18 protein-coding genes are annotated in these 16,826 nt (G+C 48.5%); 12 read left to right on the top strand and 6 right to left on the bottom strand.

The window, feature by feature from the left end; genetic code table 11:
• Nucleotides 1-585 precede the first annotated feature (585 nt).
• Together trmD and EPD17_RS19715 are read left to right on the top strand one after the other, a co-directional pair.
• Nucleotides 586-1,266, top strand: coding sequence for a tRNA (guanosine(37)-N1)-methyltransferase TrmD (trmD, locus tag EPD17_RS19720; protein WP_132056150.1), 681 nt, complete (start codon nucleotides 586-588; stop codon nucleotides 1,264-1,266).
• An 85-nt stretch (nucleotides 1,267-1,351) separates the two neighbouring features.
• Entirely contained in the window at nucleotides 1,352-1,780 is a 429-nt protein-coding gene (locus EPD17_RS19715) for a DUF4440 domain-containing protein (RefSeq protein ID WP_132056149.1), read from the top strand.
• Between the two features lie 243 nt (nucleotides 1,781-2,023).
• Here EPD17_RS19715 and EPD17_RS19710 read toward each other — a convergent pair whose 3' ends face one another.
• Nucleotides 2,024-2,560, bottom strand: coding sequence for a c-type cytochrome (locus EPD17_RS19710; RefSeq protein WP_132056148.1), 537 nt, complete (start codon nucleotides 2,558-2,560; stop codon nucleotides 2,024-2,026).
• An 814-nt stretch (nucleotides 2,561-3,374) separates the two neighbouring features.
• Between EPD17_RS19710 and ric the strand changes: the two genes are divergently transcribed.
• From ric to EPD17_RS19695, 3 genes are all read left to right on the top strand, one after another.
• Nucleotides 3,375-4,358, top strand: coding sequence for an iron-sulfur cluster repair di-iron protein (ric, locus tag EPD17_RS19705; protein WP_132056147.1), 984 nt, complete (start codon nucleotides 3,375-3,377; stop codon nucleotides 4,356-4,358).
• Between the two features lie 222 nt (nucleotides 4,359-4,580).
• A complete protein-coding gene (locus tag EPD17_RS19700; RefSeq protein ID WP_114236347.1) occupies nucleotides 4,581-5,012 on the top strand; it encodes an RrF2 family transcriptional regulator in 432 nt (143 codons plus the stop codon).
• Nucleotides 5,009-6,082, top strand: a complete 1,074-nt coding sequence (locus tag EPD17_RS19695) for a hypothetical protein (protein WP_132056146.1) — start codon at nucleotides 5,009-5,011, stop codon at nucleotides 6,080-6,082. The genes EPD17_RS19700 and EPD17_RS19695 overlap by 4 nt, the downstream gene beginning before the upstream one ends.
• Before the next feature lie 85 nt (nucleotides 6,083-6,167).
• On the opposite strand, the gene EPD17_RS19690 is transcribed toward EPD17_RS19695, so the two are convergent.
• Both EPD17_RS19690 and EPD17_RS19685 read right to left on the bottom strand, forming a co-directional pair.
• Nucleotides 6,168-6,467 (bottom strand): metal-sulfur cluster assembly factor, encoded by a 300-nt coding sequence (locus tag EPD17_RS19690; RefSeq protein WP_114236349.1) that lies wholly within the window; start codon nucleotides 6,465-6,467, stop codon nucleotides 6,168-6,170.
• Nucleotides 6,468-6,558: 91 nt separating this feature from the next.
• A complete protein-coding gene (locus EPD17_RS19685; RefSeq protein WP_132056145.1) occupies nucleotides 6,559-6,777 on the bottom strand; it encodes a hypothetical protein in 219 nt (72 codons plus the stop codon).
• 16 nt (nucleotides 6,778-6,793) lie between these two features.
• On the opposite strand from EPD17_RS19685, the gene EPD17_RS19680 reads away from it, so the two are divergent.
• From EPD17_RS19680 to EPD17_RS19660, 5 genes are all read left to right on the top strand, one after another.
• Nucleotides 6,794-8,077, top strand: a complete 1,284-nt coding sequence (locus tag EPD17_RS19680; protein ID WP_132056144.1) for a hypothetical protein — start codon at nucleotides 6,794-6,796, stop codon at nucleotides 8,075-8,077.
• A 52-nt stretch (nucleotides 8,078-8,129) separates the two neighbouring features.
• Nucleotides 8,130-8,747, top strand: coding sequence for a GNAT family N-acetyltransferase (locus EPD17_RS19675; protein WP_132056143.1), 618 nt, complete (start codon nucleotides 8,130-8,132; stop codon nucleotides 8,745-8,747).
• A 96-nt stretch (nucleotides 8,748-8,843) separates the two neighbouring features.
• Entirely contained in the window at nucleotides 8,844-10,007 is a 1,164-nt protein-coding gene (gene dinB / locus EPD17_RS19670) for a DNA polymerase IV (RefSeq protein WP_132056142.1), read from the top strand.
• Nucleotides 10,008-10,136: 129 nt separating this feature from the next.
• Complete coding sequence (locus EPD17_RS19665; RefSeq protein WP_132056141.1) at nucleotides 10,137-11,504, top strand: dipeptidase; 1,368 nt, start codon at nucleotides 10,137-10,139, stop codon at nucleotides 11,502-11,504.
• 83 nt (nucleotides 11,505-11,587) lie between these two features.
• The gene (locus EPD17_RS19660; RefSeq protein WP_132056140.1) at nucleotides 11,588-12,004 is read left to right on the top strand and encodes a hypothetical protein; all 417 of its coding nucleotides are present in this window, start codon (nucleotides 11,588-11,590) and stop codon (nucleotides 12,002-12,004) included.
• 160 nt (nucleotides 12,005-12,164) lie between these two features.
• Here the strand turns inward: EPD17_RS19660 and EPD17_RS19655 are convergent, their stop codons facing one another.
• Both EPD17_RS19655 and EPD17_RS19650 read right to left on the bottom strand, forming a co-directional pair.
• Nucleotides 12,165-12,893, bottom strand: a complete 729-nt coding sequence (locus tag EPD17_RS19655) for an energy transducer TonB (protein WP_132056139.1) — start codon at nucleotides 12,891-12,893, stop codon at nucleotides 12,165-12,167.
• Between the two features lie 81 nt (nucleotides 12,894-12,974).
• Nucleotides 12,975-13,313 carry a hypothetical protein gene (locus EPD17_RS19650; protein ID WP_132056138.1) on the bottom strand — a complete coding sequence of 113 codons (339 nt, stop codon included), beginning with the start codon at nucleotides 13,311-13,313 and terminating at the stop codon, nucleotides 12,975-12,977.
• 154 nt (nucleotides 13,314-13,467) lie between these two features.
• Here EPD17_RS19650 and EPD17_RS19645 point away from each other — a divergent pair, with 154 nt between their 5' ends.
• Together EPD17_RS19645 and EPD17_RS19640 are read left to right on the top strand one after the other, a co-directional pair.
• Nucleotides 13,468-13,878 carry an RNA-binding S4 domain-containing protein gene (locus tag EPD17_RS19645; RefSeq protein ID WP_114236357.1) on the top strand — a complete coding sequence of 137 codons (411 nt, stop codon included), beginning with the start codon at nucleotides 13,468-13,470 and terminating at the stop codon, nucleotides 13,876-13,878.
• 353 nt (nucleotides 13,879-14,231) lie between these two features.
• A complete protein-coding gene (locus EPD17_RS19640; RefSeq protein WP_132056137.1) occupies nucleotides 14,232-15,149 on the top strand; it encodes a pirin family protein in 918 nt (305 codons plus the stop codon).
• A 276-nt stretch (nucleotides 15,150-15,425) separates the two neighbouring features.
• On the opposite strand, the gene hemN is transcribed toward EPD17_RS19640, so the two are convergent.
• Complete coding sequence (hemN, locus tag EPD17_RS19635) at nucleotides 15,426-16,802, bottom strand: oxygen-independent coproporphyrinogen III oxidase (protein WP_132056136.1); 1,377 nt, start codon at nucleotides 16,800-16,802, stop codon at nucleotides 15,426-15,428.
• Between the last annotated feature and the right edge of the window lie 24 nt (nucleotides 16,803-16,826).

Here is a 16,826-nt window from a genome sequence, read left to right as displayed (position 1 = left end):
AATTTTATCCGTTTTTTACTGCCGGGCTGTTGCAGCCGAATGTGCATTTATGGCTGTTGGTTGTAATGGAAAAAGCCTGTAATGCCCATCAATAAAGGGTTGCAGCAGATGCTTTAGTTGGTAGAATATTAACTTCATCGACCAAAATGACCTTTTCGCCGAAAGGAAAAGGGTAGGTGCGTTGGCGCGACTTACTTTTACATTGTCAACGATCAAATAGATAATCTGACTTCTAAATACAGATAAACGACTTGGTTTCGTATGGTTAAGGGTGAAGCCCTGCTATTCTTAGCGGGGCACTTTTTTTTCCAAAAAAACTTATTCCAATTTTTTGCTGCCACAGGCTTTTGGCCGGGGAGCAATGTCCTAATCTAAAACCGCATCCTGTTTCTACAGGATGCTTTCCTTAAGGTTTCGCCTGGCATTTCTTTCATTTCCTTTTTCCTTATTGCTTTTGATTATTGCCTGTAATTAACGGCATCAGTTTATAGCCTTTTTTAGTGTTCCATTGTCGCTACGTGCCTTAGTGGTTCAAACCCAAACCTAATTGCAACAGCTAACCCGCCGCCTGCTTACTTTTGCGCCATGCGCATAGATATCATTACTGTTTTGCCCGAACTGCTGGAAAGCCCGCTGAACCACTCCATTATGAAGCGTGCCCAAACAAAGGGCTTGCTGGAGGTGCAGGTGCACCACCTGCGCCAGTGGGCGGTGAACGAATATGGCCAGGTAGACGACTACCAATATGGGGGCGGTGCCGGGATGGTGATGATGTGTGAGCCGCTGGCAAAAGCGCTGGACCAATTGATGGCGGAACGTACGTACGATGCCATCATTTACCTCACACCGGATGGCGTTACACTGAGCCAGGGCATTGCCAACCAAATGTCGTTAAAGGAAAACCTCATCATGATCTGCGGGCATTACAAAGGCATCGACGAACGTATCCGGCAGCATTACATTACACATGAAATTTCTATTGGCGATTATGTGCTGAGTGGTGGCGAGTTGGCAGCAGCGGTGCTGGTAGATGCCATTGGGCGGCTGTTGCCCGGTGTGCTCAACGATGAAACTTCGGCCTTGTTCGATTCGTTCCAGGATGGTTTGCTGGCGCCGCCGGTGTACACCCGCCCAGCCGATTTCCGTGGCTGGAAAGTACCCGACATTTTATTGAGCGGCGATCCTAAAAAAATAGAAGAATGGCGCTACGAACAAGCGCTGCAACGCACCAAAGACCGCCGGCCCGATTTGCTGGACGAAGAATGAGGGTATTGACGATTGACGATTTTAGATTTCGGATTTACGATTGGGGTTGCCTAGTTTTATCATCAACGAATCCAAAAATGCTGCAATGAAAAAGATTTGCCTGTTCATTCTTCTGATGATTTCTTCTGGAGCTGTAGTGGCACAAAAAGACCAGCAAGCTATTCAGGCAACAATTGTTGGATTTTTCAACGGTTTATCATTGCTTAATGCCGATACATTACGCTATTATACTACAGCAGATTTCGAATTGTTGGAAGACGGCGAGCAATGGACCATGGACACGCTGTTGAACAAGATGGCGCCCATGAAAGGCTCAAACGTAATTCGTATCAATAGCTTCAACTTTTTAACGACCAGGATACATGGTAATACTGCGTGGGTTAGCTATGACAATACAGCCGATTATCAGCTTGGTGAAAAACGGCAGCAAGCAAGATGGTTAGAGAGTGCAGTTCTTATAAAAAGCAAGGACAGGTGGATCATTCAACTGCTTCATTCAACAACGAAGAACTAGTGTGCACATAAGTTATGCTGCTGGAGCGATACATTCCTACAACGTTGTTGATAGTAAAGCGCTTGTTGCACCGCTCACTAATTTTGTTATTTACTTACGATAACAAACTGCGGTACGTTGTAAACATTCAACCCAACACATTTGCCTTTCAATCGTACATCCAAAATCGTCAATCATAAATAAAACAGAAACGCCCCTGGAAAGGGGCGTCGTACATTGAAACGAAAACCAACGATTAAGCAATTACACTTGCTCCTGGTCCATGCGTCGCTTGAGGCCCTTTACCTTGTAGGCAAAAAGCAGCGTTGCAATCAACAGAGTACCCAAGGCCAGATAGGTCAGGAGGAGGCCATAATTATCGGTGGCAATTGACAGGTAACTGGGGCGTTGTGCAGGTTCGGATTCTGCTGGCGCCTTGGCAGCCGTGGCTGCGGTTTCTTTTTCGGTTTTTATATAGGCAACTACGTTCTTAATATTTTCTTCGGTCAGATCCGGATGGTCGGGCATCGGGATCTTGTTGAATTTTTCAAATAGGGCCACCGCATCTTTGTCGCCGGCCTTTACCATTTTTTGCGACGATTGCACAAATCTTACAATCCAATCTATCGAACGCCGCTCATCTACACCGCCCAGTGCGGGGCCGGTCAGTACTTTAGTTACGCTGTGGCATCCTGCACACCGGGTAGAGAAAATGCTTTTTCCTTCTTCAACCGGCGGCGTGGCCCATGCAGCAATCGAGGCAAACAGTACAAGTAAAAAAGTAAGGCGTTTCGAGTTCATGTTGCTTAGCGTTAGTGGCTTGTTTCTGATGCAAATTTGTACTGCGCCGTGCTGTTAAAAACTTACTAATGGCAGGCGTGGGGATGATTTTTATCAGGCAGCTGCGAAAGTGGAAGAATTTATAGGTAATAGTTTGTTGAAGTCAAAAGGCAAAATTCAAAAAGAAGATGGGAGTATTCGCAGTTGTGGTGGCGCTTTATTATGCAGTATTTGGTTCTATAAAAAAGTAGTGGTTCTTTGATGTTGGCAGGAAAATATTTATGCGCAAACTTTCTCTTTTAGATGTTATCAATTTGGGAACGATAAGATCAAAACATTGTACTGCGATTTAAACATTGAAACTGGCGACGACAGTAGAGATATTTGAACAGGCGATGTTGAGCAAAAAGTTCTAAATACAATTCGTCAGTAAAAAACACGCCGCAAAAATTTGCAGAGGACACAAAGCCTGACATTGCAATCAACTCCATTTACAAATTAATGAATGGGCATAGCCCATTCCTGTTTGTAGCGCATCAACCTTTTCATTAGCATGTTGGGCATAGCCCAACCCTGTGCACTGCGCCAAACTGCAACCATTCATACAATATCCTCAGTTCATTTCAATGCCAGCTTTTCCATGATGGTGCACAACAGGTTTTTTGCAAATAAATACGCAAGTTCACTGCAAATCTTCTAACACGGTGGTGCATACAAAATCATGAATTGCCATGAAATCTTTTCATTTCCGAAACCTATTTCCACCCACCTGAGCAAAGTCAGTAAAATAATAAAAGTATGCAAATACTTTTATTGCCTCAAAACACAGAAAACTATGCCTGTACTGGAAACCCCCACTAATACCGGGATCTATATCCTCAACGTAACCGAGCTGGAACCACGCCTGAAGCACCCCACTATTTTCGGACATTTCGATACGCTGGATGCCGGCGATGCTTTCCAGATTTTAAACGACCACGACCCCAAACCCCTGTACTACCAAATGATTGCAGAGCGGGGCAATATTTTTACCTGGAACTACCACGAACAAGGCCCGCAGCGCTGGATTGTAGAGATCCGCAAAAATGCACCGGGCGAAACCGTAGGTGAACTGGCTGCAAAAGACGTACGCAAAGCCGAAGTGTTTAAAAAATACGGCATTGATTTTTGCTGCGGCGGCAAGAAATCGCTGGCACAGGCGTGTGCTGAAGCAGGTGTAAGTGAAGCTGAAGTAACAGCAGCATTGGACAATGCAGAAAAGGCACCTGTAAGCGTGGCTGCCACCGCACAATTCAACCGCTGGGATGCCGATTTCCTCGCCGATTATATCTACAACCAGCACCACAATTATTACTACGAAGAAGGGCCGGTAATTACCGACCTGGTGGTAAAAGTGGCAGCCCGCCACGGCGATCATGCACCGGAATTAAAAACGGTAGCCTCCATCTGGAAGCAAATCGTATCAGAGCTGAATACGCATTTTATGAAGGAAGAACGCATCCTGTTTCCATTCATTAAAGCAATGGTAACAGCAAAGAAAACCGGCGACTACAGCCAGTTGAATGCATTCCCTTCCGTAACCGAACCCGTGCAGGTAATGGAAGCCGATCATGAAGCGGCCGGCGAGCTGCTGGCAGGCCTGCGCAAATTGACCAACGGTTTTACACCGCCCGAAGGTGCCTGCAATTCGTTTACGCTGCTGTATAAAAAGCTGGCCGATTTTGAAGCCGATCTGCACCAGCATATCCACCTCGAAAACAACATACTTTTTCCAAAAGCGCTGCAATTGGATAAAGCGCTCAAGGGCGCCAGCAACTGATTTGTGCTGCTGCCCTGTGCTTTCCTTTTCTTTGTGTGGTGCCCGGGTGTACATGTGCACCCGGGCTTTTTTTCTGAAGCTATGAGTAGCGAGCCGTGAGTTACGGGTAGATACAACACAACAGCGCATGTGGCATTGCATAGCATCTCTACGCGCAACGCTTAGCTCACAACTCGCAACTCACAACCCACACATCGCAGCAATATTCCCTATTTTCACCCTATGCTTTCTACTTCCTGCAAATATGCTTTGCGTGCCGCGGTGTTGCTGATGAAAGTAGCACCCGAGGGACGCCGCCTGGGCATTCATGATGTGGCCGAGGGCATAGAGGCCAACGAACATACCACGGGAAAAATATTGCAGCAACTGGTTCGTGAAGGTTTGATCTGTTCGGCAAAAGGCCCGCATGGCGGCTTTTATATCCCGTTAAATGCAGCACCCCTGCCGTTGATTGATATTGTTCGGGTGATTGATGGCGTACATTTTTTCTTTGATTGCGGGTTGGGTCTAAAAGAGTGTTCCGAAAGCAAGCCCTGTCCCATTCATCACCAGTACAAAGCAGCACGGCAGGCACTGCACCAACAGTTTTCTACCATCACGGTGCAACAGCTAGCACAGGACCTCTCCCTTGGCAAAGCATTTTTAAAACGATGAACAAAGCACTGCTCGTTCTGCCCCTGATTCTCTTCTCATTGCTGTTAGCCATCTGGACCGGTTGGCTCCGCATTGGCTGGTCGCTGCCCATAACCAATGCTGCCGCACAGCATGGTGCGTTGATGGTATCTTCATTTTTAGCAACGCTTATTTTTCTGGAACGGGCGGTCACCTTTCGGCAAACATGGGTATTGCTGCTGCCGGTGATCAATGGTTTGAGCGTGGTATTTTTTTTATTACAACAACCGCTCATTGCACAACTGATGCTGGTAGCCGGAGCGGCGGGCTTCATGGCCATGTGCACCTATTTTGTGTGGCGCTACGGCGAGTTGTATTACTATGTTTTTCTGGCTGGTGCGTTTGCATTACTGGGTGGCAACGTCATTGTTTACAAAACTCATTTCTATCCCAACGCGGTTAACTGGTGGATGGCCTTTTTGCTGTTCACCATCGTTGCAGAGCGGCTGGAGTTGAGCCGTTTTCTCAACATCACGGCATTCATGCGCAACGCTTTACTGGCTGCTTTGGTGCTGGTGCTGCTTTCCCTTTTTGTGCCGTTTCATGGGTGGGGCCGGGCCGTATTTGCAGCAGGCATTTCGGGCACTGCACTGTGGCTGTTGCGCTACGATATGGCATGGAAATCGGTGCGCATCAGGGGGCAGCATCGCTATTCTGCGCTGCTCCTCATAACCGGTTATTTTTGGCTGCCGATCACTGCAATTTTGTTGGTGGTCAATAGCAGCAACCCGTTTTTATACGATGCGGCATTGCACTCTTTTTTCATCGGCTTCGTGTTTTCCATGATCTTTTCACATGCACCCATCATTTTGCCTGCAGTATTAAAGCTGCCGGTAAAATTATTCCGGCCACAATTGTATGTGTTGTTTGTGTTGCTACAGGCATCCCTGCTGTTGCGCATGATTGGTGATGTAGCGCAGCAAGTGCATTTGCGCCGTTGGGGCGGCTTGTTGAACGGCGTAGTAATCCTGCTCTTTTTTATTGCAGTGATCATTATTGTGCGGCAGGAGTTGCGCCGCCGGGGAGTAAAACTTGGCGTTGCTCCAAAATAAAAACGCCCTGCACCGGGCAACTGTTGCAGGGCAACATCGCGGTGTACAGGGCATTTTGTTTGGCAAAAAAAGCTAGCTGTTTTGTCTATGCAAAACCCAGCACTTTTCTTGCTTCGTCCGACATTTTTTCCTTGCTCCAACGGGGTTCGTACACGATGTCTACATGAACCGCCGATACGCCCATCGCTTCACCCACCACAGATTTCACTTCTTCCGGAATAAATGCGGCAGCAGGGCAGGTAGCAGTTGTGAGGGTCATTAAAATATACACTTCACTGCCCAATATTTTCAGGTCGTAAATCAGTCCCAAGTCGTAAATGTTCACCGGGATTTCGGGGTCGTACACTTTTTTGATTTGCGCAACAATGCTATCCTGAGTAATCATAGATGAAATGTTTTAGAATAAACCCGGCATGGTGCCTGGGCCGATAAAATTTGAATGTTGAAATGGTACATGATGCCTTGCTCGGCCTCAACTAAGGCTTGCAATAGTTTGCACCTGCATGCGCCTTTCGTTCCATATAAAATTCGGGGTATGTTATAGTAGAAAAGTTGATGTGCGTCATTATGTGCATATGATGTTGGTCTGTTTTTGTTGCTTTTTGATAATCGTCCAACAGAAAATTTGCCGTGATTTTATATTGACCATTATCACCTACCGGTTTGACGCGGCTGGCCACCGTTGCGGCTTTCATTGTGGAACTTTGGACCATGTTGCTCCTGAAACGAAAGCCTGTTACACTACTGGCAGCCCGCCATTTTGCTGCACCACCATTGCCGGTAATGCAGTTGGCTGCAACCCTCGTTCGCTGGTCGCTGTTCAATCTTATTTTGGTGGCTTTGCTGGGCTTGCTGCTGCGTGCAGTGCCGCTGTTGCCCCATTTCCCGTTGCAATACAAAAATCTTTTGCACGGCCATTCGCATGCTGCATTCGGGGGCTGGATCATTCCGCTTTTATTGGCGCTAATGCTGCAAACATTTCCGCAACTGGCAGATGCTGTAGCCTATCGGCATTGGCGCAATATTGCAAGCATGTTGTTGGTCGCTGCGTATGGGATGCTGCTTTCGTTTCCGGTGCAGGGTTATGGTGCGGTGAGCATTGCCTTTTCAACTCTTTCATTGGCTGCTGTTTGTTACCTCGCTGTGGTGGTGTGTAAAGCTTTGTCCCGGTTGCCGCATCATACGGCGTATGGTTTTTTAAAATCGGGTTTGTTGTATGGTGTGCTTGCTGCTTTGGGACCGTTGGCCACGGGGCCCATTATTGCAATGGGACACCAGGGTTCGCCGCTTTATTACAACGCCATATATTTTTACCTGCATTTTACCTACAACGGGTTGTTTGTTTTTGCAGTGCTGGCCCTATGGTATGGCAACAGGCGGCAAGAGCAAAATAGCAATGGCAATAAAGTGCTCCTTTTACTCAACGCTGCATGCATCCCGGCTTATGCACTTTCGGTGTTGTGGAACAAGCCGCCGTTGCTGTTGAATGTGGTTGGCGGCATAGCTGGTTTGCTGCAATTAGCAGCAGTGTACTACCTGTTGCGCGATGCAGCATGGATAGCCCGGGCAAAAGGCTGGGTGCGGATATTATTGGTTTTGGCGCTGGCTTCGTTTGTATTGAAAAATGTATTGCAGGCACTATCGGCATTGCCCACAATAGCAGAACAGGCCGCACTGCATCGGAACCTGGTAATTGCTTATTTGCACCTGGTGCTGGTAGGGTTTGTAAGCTTGGCACTGATTGCACAGGTATTGCGCCTGTTTGCATTAACAATCAACCGTACGCTTTCATTCGGCTTGTGGCTGTTTATTGCATCGTTTGCTGCAACCGAACTGTTGCTGGCCGCCAATGGACTGGGTGCTTTTGTGCCATTTCAATTACAACTGCTTGCAGCCTTGGTGTTGGGCATGTTGCTGGGCGCAGGCATTTTGTGGCGGCATGCGCAACCTTTTGCTGCAACACAAAATGGGGCGGCAACTGCAATGGTTGCATAGCTTTTTGCAGTAGCAAAAAATTAGTTTTTACCTTACCGGTAAATGCTATTGTATGCCCGCTGCCTTTAATGCCCAACAAGAATATGTTTTAGAAAATAGCGCCGCGCTGCTGCGGCCCATGCAGCAAAGTGATTACGACCTACTGTTGCCTTTTGCTTTAAACGAACCGGATTTGTGGCGCTACTCGCTGGTGCAGGCCGCTGGCGCCGAAGGCCTGCAGCATTACATGCAACTGGCCCTGGATGCACGTACGCAAGGCCGCGAATATCCTTTTATTGTTTTTGACAAGGTGCAAAACAAATGGGCGGGCAGCACCCGTTTTTATGATATTCAGCCGGCGCAACAAACGCTGCAACTGGGCTACACCTGGTATGGCAAAGCGCACCAGGGCACGGGCCTGAACAAGCATTGCAAATACCTGTTGCTGCAGGCTGCATTTGAGCAGTGGGGTATGGAGCGGGTCGAGTTCCGGGCCGATGCTGAAAACAGCCGCAGCCTGGCGGCGATGAAAAGCATTGGCTGTACCATGGAAGGTGTTTTGCGCAGCAATGGCCTGCGCCCTGATGGTACCCGCCGCAACAGCGCGGTGCTGAGTATTTTAAAAGAAGAATGGATGGGCAGCGTAAAAGGAATGCTGTTGGAAAAAAATAGCCGCACCCTTGCACTATGATGCTGTTGGTGCCATTGAAACAAATGCAATTGTAAAAAAGCTGTTGCAAATCCTTTCAAAATCCTGCGCATCACCCGTTCCGTTTACCTTTGCAACATGCCCCCACAGCGCCACATAGCCCACTTCGACCTGGATGCATTTTTTGTATCGGTGGAGGTGTTGAAAAACCCTGCGCTGAAGGGTAAGCCGCTCATTGTGGGTGGCAACGGCCAACGCGGTATTGTGGCCGCCTGTTCGTACGAAGCCCGCAAGTTTGGTATCCACAGCGCCATGCCTTCGGCTACTGCCAAACGCCTTTGCCCTGAAGCGATTTTTATTTCGGGTAGCCGCGGCGATTACAGTCATTATTCGCGTGTGGTTACGGGCATCATTTCCGACGCAGTGCCGCTTTTTGAAAAAGCTTCCATCGACGAATTTTATTGCGACCTCACGGGCATGGACCGCTTTTTTGGCGCCAGCCAGTACACCCGCGAGCTGCGGGAGAAAATCATCCGCGAAACTGGGTTGCCCATTTCATACGGACTGAGCACTTCCAAACTGGTGAGCAAAATGGCCACCAGCGAAGCCAAGCCCAATGGTTTTCTGGAAATACCCGCCGGCAAGGAAACGGCGTTTTTGTGGCCCATGACGGTAGATAAAATTCCGATGGTGGGCAAACAAACCGAAATGCAGCTCCGCAGCATCGGCATCAACACCATTGCACAAATTGCGCAACGCGGCCCCGATGCGCTGGAGCGGGAACTGGGTAAATGGGGGCGCCGGCTTTGGGAAAAATCGATGGGGATAGATGATAACCCGGTGGAGGGCTGGAGCGAACAAAAGTCGCTGTCGCATGAAACAACTTTTGATGCCGACAGCAGCGATGGGCAGTTTTTGCACACCGAACTATTGAAACTGACGGAGCGGAATGCTTATGATTTGCGGCGCGATGAAAAGCTAACAGGATGTGTAACCGTAAAAATCAGGTATTCGGATTTTACTACTGTTTCGAAACAGGAAGTAATGGAATACACGGCACTGGATGATGTGTTGCTGGCGCGGGTAAAAGCCTTGTTTGCAAAGCTGTACCGCCGTGGCGAGAAAGTGCGGTTGCTGGGGGTAAAGTTTAGCCACCTGATACCGATGACGATGCAGATGAACTTATTCGACCGGCCCGAAGAAAAGCTGGAATTGTATAAAACGGTAGATGACCTGAAAGCCCGTTTTGGCAGTGCCATGATCACCAAAGCTGGCGCATTGAAGGGTAGAAAAGGAGAGTAGGGCGCTTACTGGTCAGGCCACTGGTAAGGGTACTAACCAGCTAAATGCATCTGCAAGTGGCCAGACCAGTACGCTAACTCCCTATCTTTAACCGCTTATTTATTTGTTCACATTAACGATTGATTTTTTATGCAACAAACCTGGAAAGAGTATCAGGAACAAAATAAAGACCGCTTTCTGCAGGAACTGCTGGAACTGCTCCGCATCCCTTCTATTTCTGCAAAAACCGAGAATAATGCCGACATGCAGCAATGCGCCGAAGCAGTGGCCCAGCGCCTGCGCGAAGCCGGTGCCGACCGCGCCGAGGTAATGCCCACCGCCGGCCACCCGGTGGTATACGGAGAAAAGATCATTGATCCATCTAAACCTACCGTGCTGGTGTATGGCCACTACGACGTGCAGCCTGCCGACCCGCTGGAGCTGTGGCACAGCGGCCCTTTTGAGCCGGTGATCAAAGATGGTAAAATATATGCCCGTGGCTCGGCCGATGACAAGGGCCAGTTTTACATGCATTTAAAAGCATTTGAAACGATGGTGCAAACCGGCACGCAGGTTACCAATATTAAGTTTTTGATTGAAGGCGAAGAAGAAGTAGGATCGCCTAACCTGGAACAGTTTATTGCCGATAACAAAGAGTTGCTGCAGTGTGATGTGATCCTCATTTCCGATACCGCTATGCTGTCGCTGGAAAACCCTTCGATGGATGTAGGCGTTCGCGGACTGGCATACATACAGGTGGAAGTTACGGGTCCCAACCGCGACCTGCACAGCGGTGTGTATGGCGGCGCTGTTGCCAACCCGGCTACCATTCTGGCAAAAATGATTGCGTCCTGCCACGATGAAGCCAACCACATCACCATTCCCGGTTTTTATGATGATGTAGTGGAAGCAACCCCCGAAGAGCGGGAACTGATGGCCCGTGCACCATATGATGAGGCGGAGTATAAAAGGGATCTGGGTGTGCAGGAATTGTGGGGCGAAAAAAGTTTTACCACCAACGAACGTACCGGCATCAGACCCACACTGGAAGTAAACGGCATGTGGAGCGGCTACACCGGCGAAGGTGCTAAAACAGTGCTACCTTCAAAAGCATTTGCCAAAATATCGGCGCGGCTGGTGCCCAATCAATCTTCGGAAAAGATCACGCAAATGATGCTGGAATATTTCCGCAGCATTGCGCCGGCATCGGTTACGGTAAATGCCTACAACCTGCACGGTGGCGAAGCGTACATGACGCCGCTCGACAGCAAAGGCTACCAGGCTGCAGCTAAGGCCATTAAAGAAACATTTGGCAAAGATCCCATCCCGGTGCGGGGTGGCGGCTCCATTCCTATTTGTGCTATTTTGGAAAAAGAGCTGGGTGTAAAAATCATCTTCATGGGCTTTGGCCTCGATAGCGATAACCTGCATTCGCCCAACGAAAAGTTTAACCTCGATAACTATTACAAAGGCATCGAAACCATCCCGCATTTTCACCGCTATTTTGCCGAAGGCTAAAAAACCGGCGCATTAAAATATCTTGGAAGACGGGGCATTTGCTCCGTCTTTTTTATTTTTAATGCATGCAGAAAAACGAAGTGTTGCAACTCATCGATGAAAAGCTGGCGCAACTGCAGGAAGCAGAAAAGGCGAATAAATGGAATGAACGCTTAAGCTTTGGCGTGCACTTGCAAGCCTACCGCCAATCGCCTTTTATGGAAGCGTTTCTAAAGAAGCGAAAGCATCTGCAACGGGAAATCTTGTTGACCAGTTTTGGGATTCCAATGATGTTTTATTTATGGGATTCGAAATTCTATGATCAGTTGCAAGAAAACTTTTTGAAAACAGCAGTTTTTCTTTTGGTCAACACTATTTTTTGGGGATTTGTGTTACGCTTTGCATTTATCCGGGCAGTAGCACTTCACACCAACAATGCCCAACATGAAGTAAAGAAAATGATGCTGACCGACCTGCGCCAAAAGATCGAACAGTTGGAATGCAAGCCGGAAATGGCATAAATGCTATGCACGGTTGCAGCGTTATTGAAATCCTTTTGCCGTAGCGCAGAAATTAGTGGCGCTTCCACATAAACTGTATTTGAGTGTATTAAAGAAAATCTGTTCGTGATGTCAGCTTGTACTATTGCCGGCCGCTGTGAGTAGTATTCCCAATTTTGATTTATTGTAAAATACCGGAGCTCGTCGGCGTTAAGGAATTCAGGTACTTGATTTCGTAAATCATTTTGGTCTGAATTGGCTTGCCGTTGAATTTAGCAGGAGTCCAATTGTTCGTACTTTTTGAAAGTTGTTTTGAAACAGCAGCATCGAAGCCAGCTGAAATTCCATTGTGTACGATTATATTTTCAACTTTTCCTTCTTCTGTTACAATGAAGGTTGCTAAGAAATAACTTGCTTTCTTAATGTTGTAGCCTTCCAAATCTTTTTGCACATAATCTTTAAACGAACCGTTCCCTTTGTATCGCGGTGTGATAAAACTATTTGCCCTAAATAATGGCCTATTATCATATTGTCCAATCGAATCGAGGTGTTCTGCTTTGTTACTTAAATATTCTTCTGATAAAAACTTGAAGCGGCGGAAACCATCTAAAGCAATCGTCAGTGCTGTGTCATTAAGCACCTCAATTTTATAGGTATCGAAGCCCAATGTCAAATCGTTTCCACTTTTCGACCATGACTGTGTGTAATCATTCCAGCCCGGGTAAAAGCTTATGTTCAAATGTGACTTAGCGAACGAATACCTTGTGTAAAGCGTATCTGGCGCTATTGCCTTGTCTGATAAATTTTCAACAGATGTTTTAATCCAATTTCGCAATAATGATTTTGAGTTTTGCGCAAATGATTCAGTTGATAGAAAAGTCAAAAAAATAACAATTGATGTTGTTCTCATAAGGGTTTTGGTTAACTTCTTTTTGTTTGGTAGTTAGGCGTCGTGTAAAATTCCTTACAGCTTTCGCAATCCACCGCGCCATTATTTCACAGGCATTACTTTTATCTTGCCGTTCCATGCATTAGGCATGCGGCCTGCTTCCGGCACTTTTTTTATTTCCATTGCATTGGGTATGGCTGCAATACCGCGGGTGTCGGGCACAATGCAGGTCATGCCGTCCTGTGGCAGTATTATTACCCCTTTGTGGCCGGCTGCCACCACTGCTATATTCGGTATTTTGCCCAGCGCTGAAGTGTCCGTTAGCTTTTGCAGGTAGCTCTGGGCCCGATGCTGCAGTACTTCTTGATTGATGATGGTTTCCTGTGCCTGTGCGGCGGTGCCCAACAGCACACCGGCAAATAGAGGTGCAATCTTGTTCATACCGTTAATTTGGTCCATTAAATATAGGCAACACAGTTGGTAGAAATGCTGCAGGCATCAAATCTTGGTTCCCACAATACAGTAGGTTCATCCATCCTTTTTTTAACAAGCACTGATCTATGCCTTGTGTGCAGGAGTGGACTAATTTTGCCCCATGGCGGAAAAAGAAAAATTGCGCATTGATAAATACCTCTGGGCCATACGCCTGTTTAAAACCCGCACCCTGGCTGCGGCTGCCTGCGATACCGGTAAGGTAAAGCAAAACGGCACGTCGGTAAAAGCGGCTAAAAGCGTGGCTGTGGGCGACGAATATGAAGTAAAAACCGAAGCCCGTAAATGGGTGATCAAAGTAACGGGCCTGCTGCACAACCGCCAGGCGTATAGCGAAGCCATCAAGTACTACCTCGACATGACGCCGGAGGAAGAACTGGACGTAACCAAGTTTACTGCCCCATCATTTCATACCGGCAAGCGGCAAAGCAAAATTGGCCGCCCCACGAAAAAACAACGTCGCGAACTGGATGGCTTTATGGGCGATGATGAAGCGGATGGCGTGGGTGAATGATCGTGTTACGGCAGTAAGGAAAAGCACATCATCCACGGATAGTGTTAGTAAAAATCAGATGCCCGGTTCATGGTTGAATATCCGTTTGTAGCACATCATCACGATTGTATTAAATCCTATCAATGACAGCCCATAAGTTGGGCTGTCATTGCTTTTAGGCTTGTTTTATTGGTCCCTATTTGCAGGCATAAAATTGCAAGTAAATATGCATGCGTTGGACAGGTTTGAAGACATGCATTGAATGAAAACAGTGCGAAATTATTAGTGGTCTAAATACCATCGATAACCACTCCATAAAACGCTTCTGGCCCGGAAGCAGTAACTTCAAGCTGCTTCGCAAAACATCACCACCCATGCTCGATATCGTTATTGAAGCCCGCAACGCCGCCATCTCCGAATCGATGAAAGTAAAGCGCATACTGCCGTTCAGGCTGCGCCGCATGATCGGGCCTTTTATTTTCATGGACCATGCCGGCCCCGTTACCAATGTGCCCCCGCAGCCTTCCACGCTGGATGTGTTGCCGCATCCGCATATCGGTTTGTCCACGGTCAGTTATCTTTTTGGCGGGCAGGTTACCCACCGCGATAGCCTGGGCGTGGAGCAGATCATCAGGCCCGGCGAAGTGAACTGGATGACGGCTGGCCGCGGCATTGCCCACTCCGAGCGGCTTGAAGACCCCGCAGCGCTGGCTGGCGGCACGCTGGAAATGATCCAAACCTGGGTGGCCCTCCCCGAAAAAGACGAAGAAGCAGCGCCATCATTTGCCAACTATAAACCCGAACAACTGCCGGTGTTTACCGATACCGGTGTGTGGATGCGGCTGATTGCCGGCACAGCCTATGGCCTGAGCAATGGTGTGCAAACGGCTTCGCCTCTGTTTTACCTGCACGTGGTGCTGGAGCCTGGTGCCCGTTTTGGCCTGCCGCAAGAGCATGCCGAGCGGGGCTTTTATATTGCCAAGGGCAGTGTGGAAATTGGTGGCATTACATATAACGCGGGGCAAATGCTGGTGTTTACCAAAGGCGTTGACCCGCTGATTAAAGCACAGGAACACACTACGCTGATGCTGCTGGGCGGCGAGCCGCTGGGCGAACGTTTTATCTGGTGGAATTTTGTTTCGTCCCGCAAGGAGCGGATTGAACAGGCCAAGGAAGACTGGAAACAGGGGCGCATTATTTTACCACCCAACGACGACCACGAGTTTATACCGCTGCCCGATGATAAGTCACGTCCGGCGGGCAGTGCGCCGCGGCCCGAGCCGCTGTCGTAGTATGGTTTAGAGAAAGCGGGTTTGCCTATTCCGTTGAATACATTTCTGAAGTAAGTTATTGTCATGCCGAACTTGTTTCGGCATCCCCTTCTGTTAGTTAGAGTTAATGAGGTAGGAGGAGATGCCGAATGGAATTCGGTAGGACAGCCTACGGTGAATTTATGTTTTCGAACCTACACTCATTGACATGTAAAAGCATACCCCTCCTAAAAGCACAAAACCCAAAGGATGTGATCCCCTGGGCCTTGCGCTAAAAAACAACACACATAAGAAAATTTATATTGCCTGGCTGAACACCGGCTTGGGCGGTGCCTCCAGTTGCCTTTGTAAATACAGGTCGAATGCACTGCACACATTGCGGATAAACTGGCGGCCCTGCGCCGTTAACGCCACGCCTTTTTCATCCCATTCCACCAGTCCGTCTTCGGCAAATGCTTCCAGTTTTGGAAAGCTGTACTGCCGCAACACGGTCAGGTCTTTGGGCTCAAAATGCGTTACTCCGCGGCAGCTGATGTCCAGGATATATTTGCGGAACGAGCGGTCCTCGGCGCTGAGCGGGTAGCCTTTTTTAATGGCCAGCCTGCCGGCATTGATGGCTGCGTAATAATCGTGCAGGGTTTTTTCGTTTTGGGCATAAGCGGTGCCAATGTCCGAAATGGAAGAAACACCGAGGCCCAACAGCAGGCCGGTTTGCTGCGTGGTATAGCCCATGAAATTGCGGTGCAATTTTCCGCTGTTCCAGCTGTTATACAACTCGTCGTGCGGCAGGGCAAAATGGTCCATGCCAATATCGGTATAGCCGGCAGCCGTCAGCAGCTCTTTGCCTTTCAGGTACAGCTGCACTTTCAGTTCGGCCGGCGGCAGGTGGCTTTCATCAAACAGGCGCTGTGCCTTGCTGGTCCAGGGCACGTGGGCATACGAGTAAAACGCGATGCGGTCGGGCCGCAGCGAAATGGTTTGCTCAATGGTACGTTCAATACTAGCCAGGGTTTGCAGCGGCAGGCCATAAATCAGGTCGAAGTTGACCGAAGTAAATCCAATTTCGCGGGCCATTGCGGTGGCCTTTGCCACATTTTCAAAAGGCTGTATCCGGTTGATCACCCGCTGTACTTCGGGGTCGTTGTCCTGCACGCCATACGAAATGCGGCGGAAGCCTGCTTTGTACAACACCTGCAGGTGCTGGCGGGTAGTATTATTGGGGTGCCCTTCCACGCTAAACTCGCGGCCCGGGTGCACAATGCTGTCTTTAAGCAAAATGCGCATGATCCGGTCGAGGTTTTGCGGCGAAAAAAATGTGGGGGTACCGCCGCCCAGGTGAATTTCACGAATCACCGGCGTTTGCTTAATGAGCTTGCGGTACAGTTTCCACTCTTTTTCAATGGCGGCAATGTAGTCGTCCTCCACCTTGTGATTGGTGGTTATTTTTTTGTTGCAACCGCAATAAGTGCACAGCGATTCGCAAAAGGGCAGGTGCAGGTACAGCGAAATACCCGAGGTATGGTTCTGCTCATCGAACCGTTGCCGGAAGGCTTCCTTCCAGGCGTCGGCATCCAATTGCTCATCCCATACCGGCACGGTTGGATACGAGGTGTATCGCGGCACCGGCTGGTTGTATTTGCGAATTAATAATGGATTGATCTCTGAAGGTAGCATGCCACAAAACTACCGTCCGTTTGT

Source organism: Pseudocnuella soli, assembly GCF_004347775.1.
In the GTDB taxonomy this organism is placed as follows: Bacteria; Bacteroidota; Bacteroidia; order Chitinophagales; family Chitinophagaceae; genus Flavisolibacter; species Flavisolibacter aquaticus.
Note: the sequence above shows the minus strand (reverse complement) of the source record. Positions and strands in the feature narration are given on the sequence as shown.

Bases quoted from the DNA above. Each gene is read 5' to 3' on its own strand.
- trmD (WP_132056150.1), top strand. From the start codon at position 586: ATGCGCATAGATATCATTACTGTTTTGCCCGAACTGCTGGAAAGCCCG.
- EPD17_RS19715 (WP_132056149.1), top strand. From the start codon at position 1,352: ATGAAAAAGATTTGCCTGTTCATTCTTCTGATGATTTCTTCTGGAGCT.
- EPD17_RS19710 (WP_132056148.1), bottom strand. From the start codon at position 2,560: ATGAACTCGAAACGCCTTACTTTTTTACTTGTACTGTTTGCCTCGATT.
- ric (WP_132056147.1), top strand. From the start codon at position 3,375: ATGCCTGTACTGGAAACCCCCACTAATACCGGGATCTATATCCTCAAC.
- EPD17_RS19700 (WP_114236347.1), top strand. From the start codon at position 4,581: ATGCTTTCTACTTCCTGCAAATATGCTTTGCGTGCCGCGGTGTTGCTG.
- EPD17_RS19695 (WP_132056146.1), top strand. From the start codon at position 5,009: ATGAACAAAGCACTGCTCGTTCTGCCCCTGATTCTCTTCTCATTGCTG.
- EPD17_RS19690 (WP_114236349.1), bottom strand. From the start codon at position 6,467: ATGATTACTCAGGATAGCATTGTTGCGCAAATCAAAAAAGTGTACGAC.
- EPD17_RS19685 (WP_132056145.1), bottom strand. From the start codon at position 6,777: ATGAAAGCCGCAACGGTGGCCAGCCGCGTCAAACCGGTAGGTGATAAT.
- EPD17_RS19680 (WP_132056144.1), top strand. From the start codon at position 6,794: ATGTTGCTCCTGAAACGAAAGCCTGTTACACTACTGGCAGCCCGCCAT.
- EPD17_RS19675 (WP_132056143.1), top strand. From the start codon at position 8,130: ATGCCCGCTGCCTTTAATGCCCAACAAGAATATGTTTTAGAAAATAGC.
- dinB (WP_132056142.1), top strand. From the start codon at position 8,844: ATGCCCCCACAGCGCCACATAGCCCACTTCGACCTGGATGCATTTTTT.
- EPD17_RS19665 (WP_132056141.1), top strand. From the start codon at position 10,137: ATGCAACAAACCTGGAAAGAGTATCAGGAACAAAATAAAGACCGCTTT.
- EPD17_RS19655 (WP_132056139.1), bottom strand. From the start codon at position 12,893: ATGAGAACAACATCAATTGTTATTTTTTTGACTTTTCTATCAACTGAA.
- EPD17_RS19650 (WP_132056138.1), bottom strand. From the start codon at position 13,313: ATGAACAAGATTGCACCTCTATTTGCCGGTGTGCTGTTGGGCACCGCC.
- EPD17_RS19645 (WP_114236357.1), top strand. From the start codon at position 13,468: ATGGCGGAAAAAGAAAAATTGCGCATTGATAAATACCTCTGGGCCATA.
- EPD17_RS19640 (WP_132056137.1), top strand. From the start codon at position 14,232: ATGCTCGATATCGTTATTGAAGCCCGCAACGCCGCCATCTCCGAATCG.
- hemN (WP_132056136.1), bottom strand. From the start codon at position 16,802: ATGCTACCTTCAGAGATCAATCCATTATTAATTCGCAAATACAACCAG.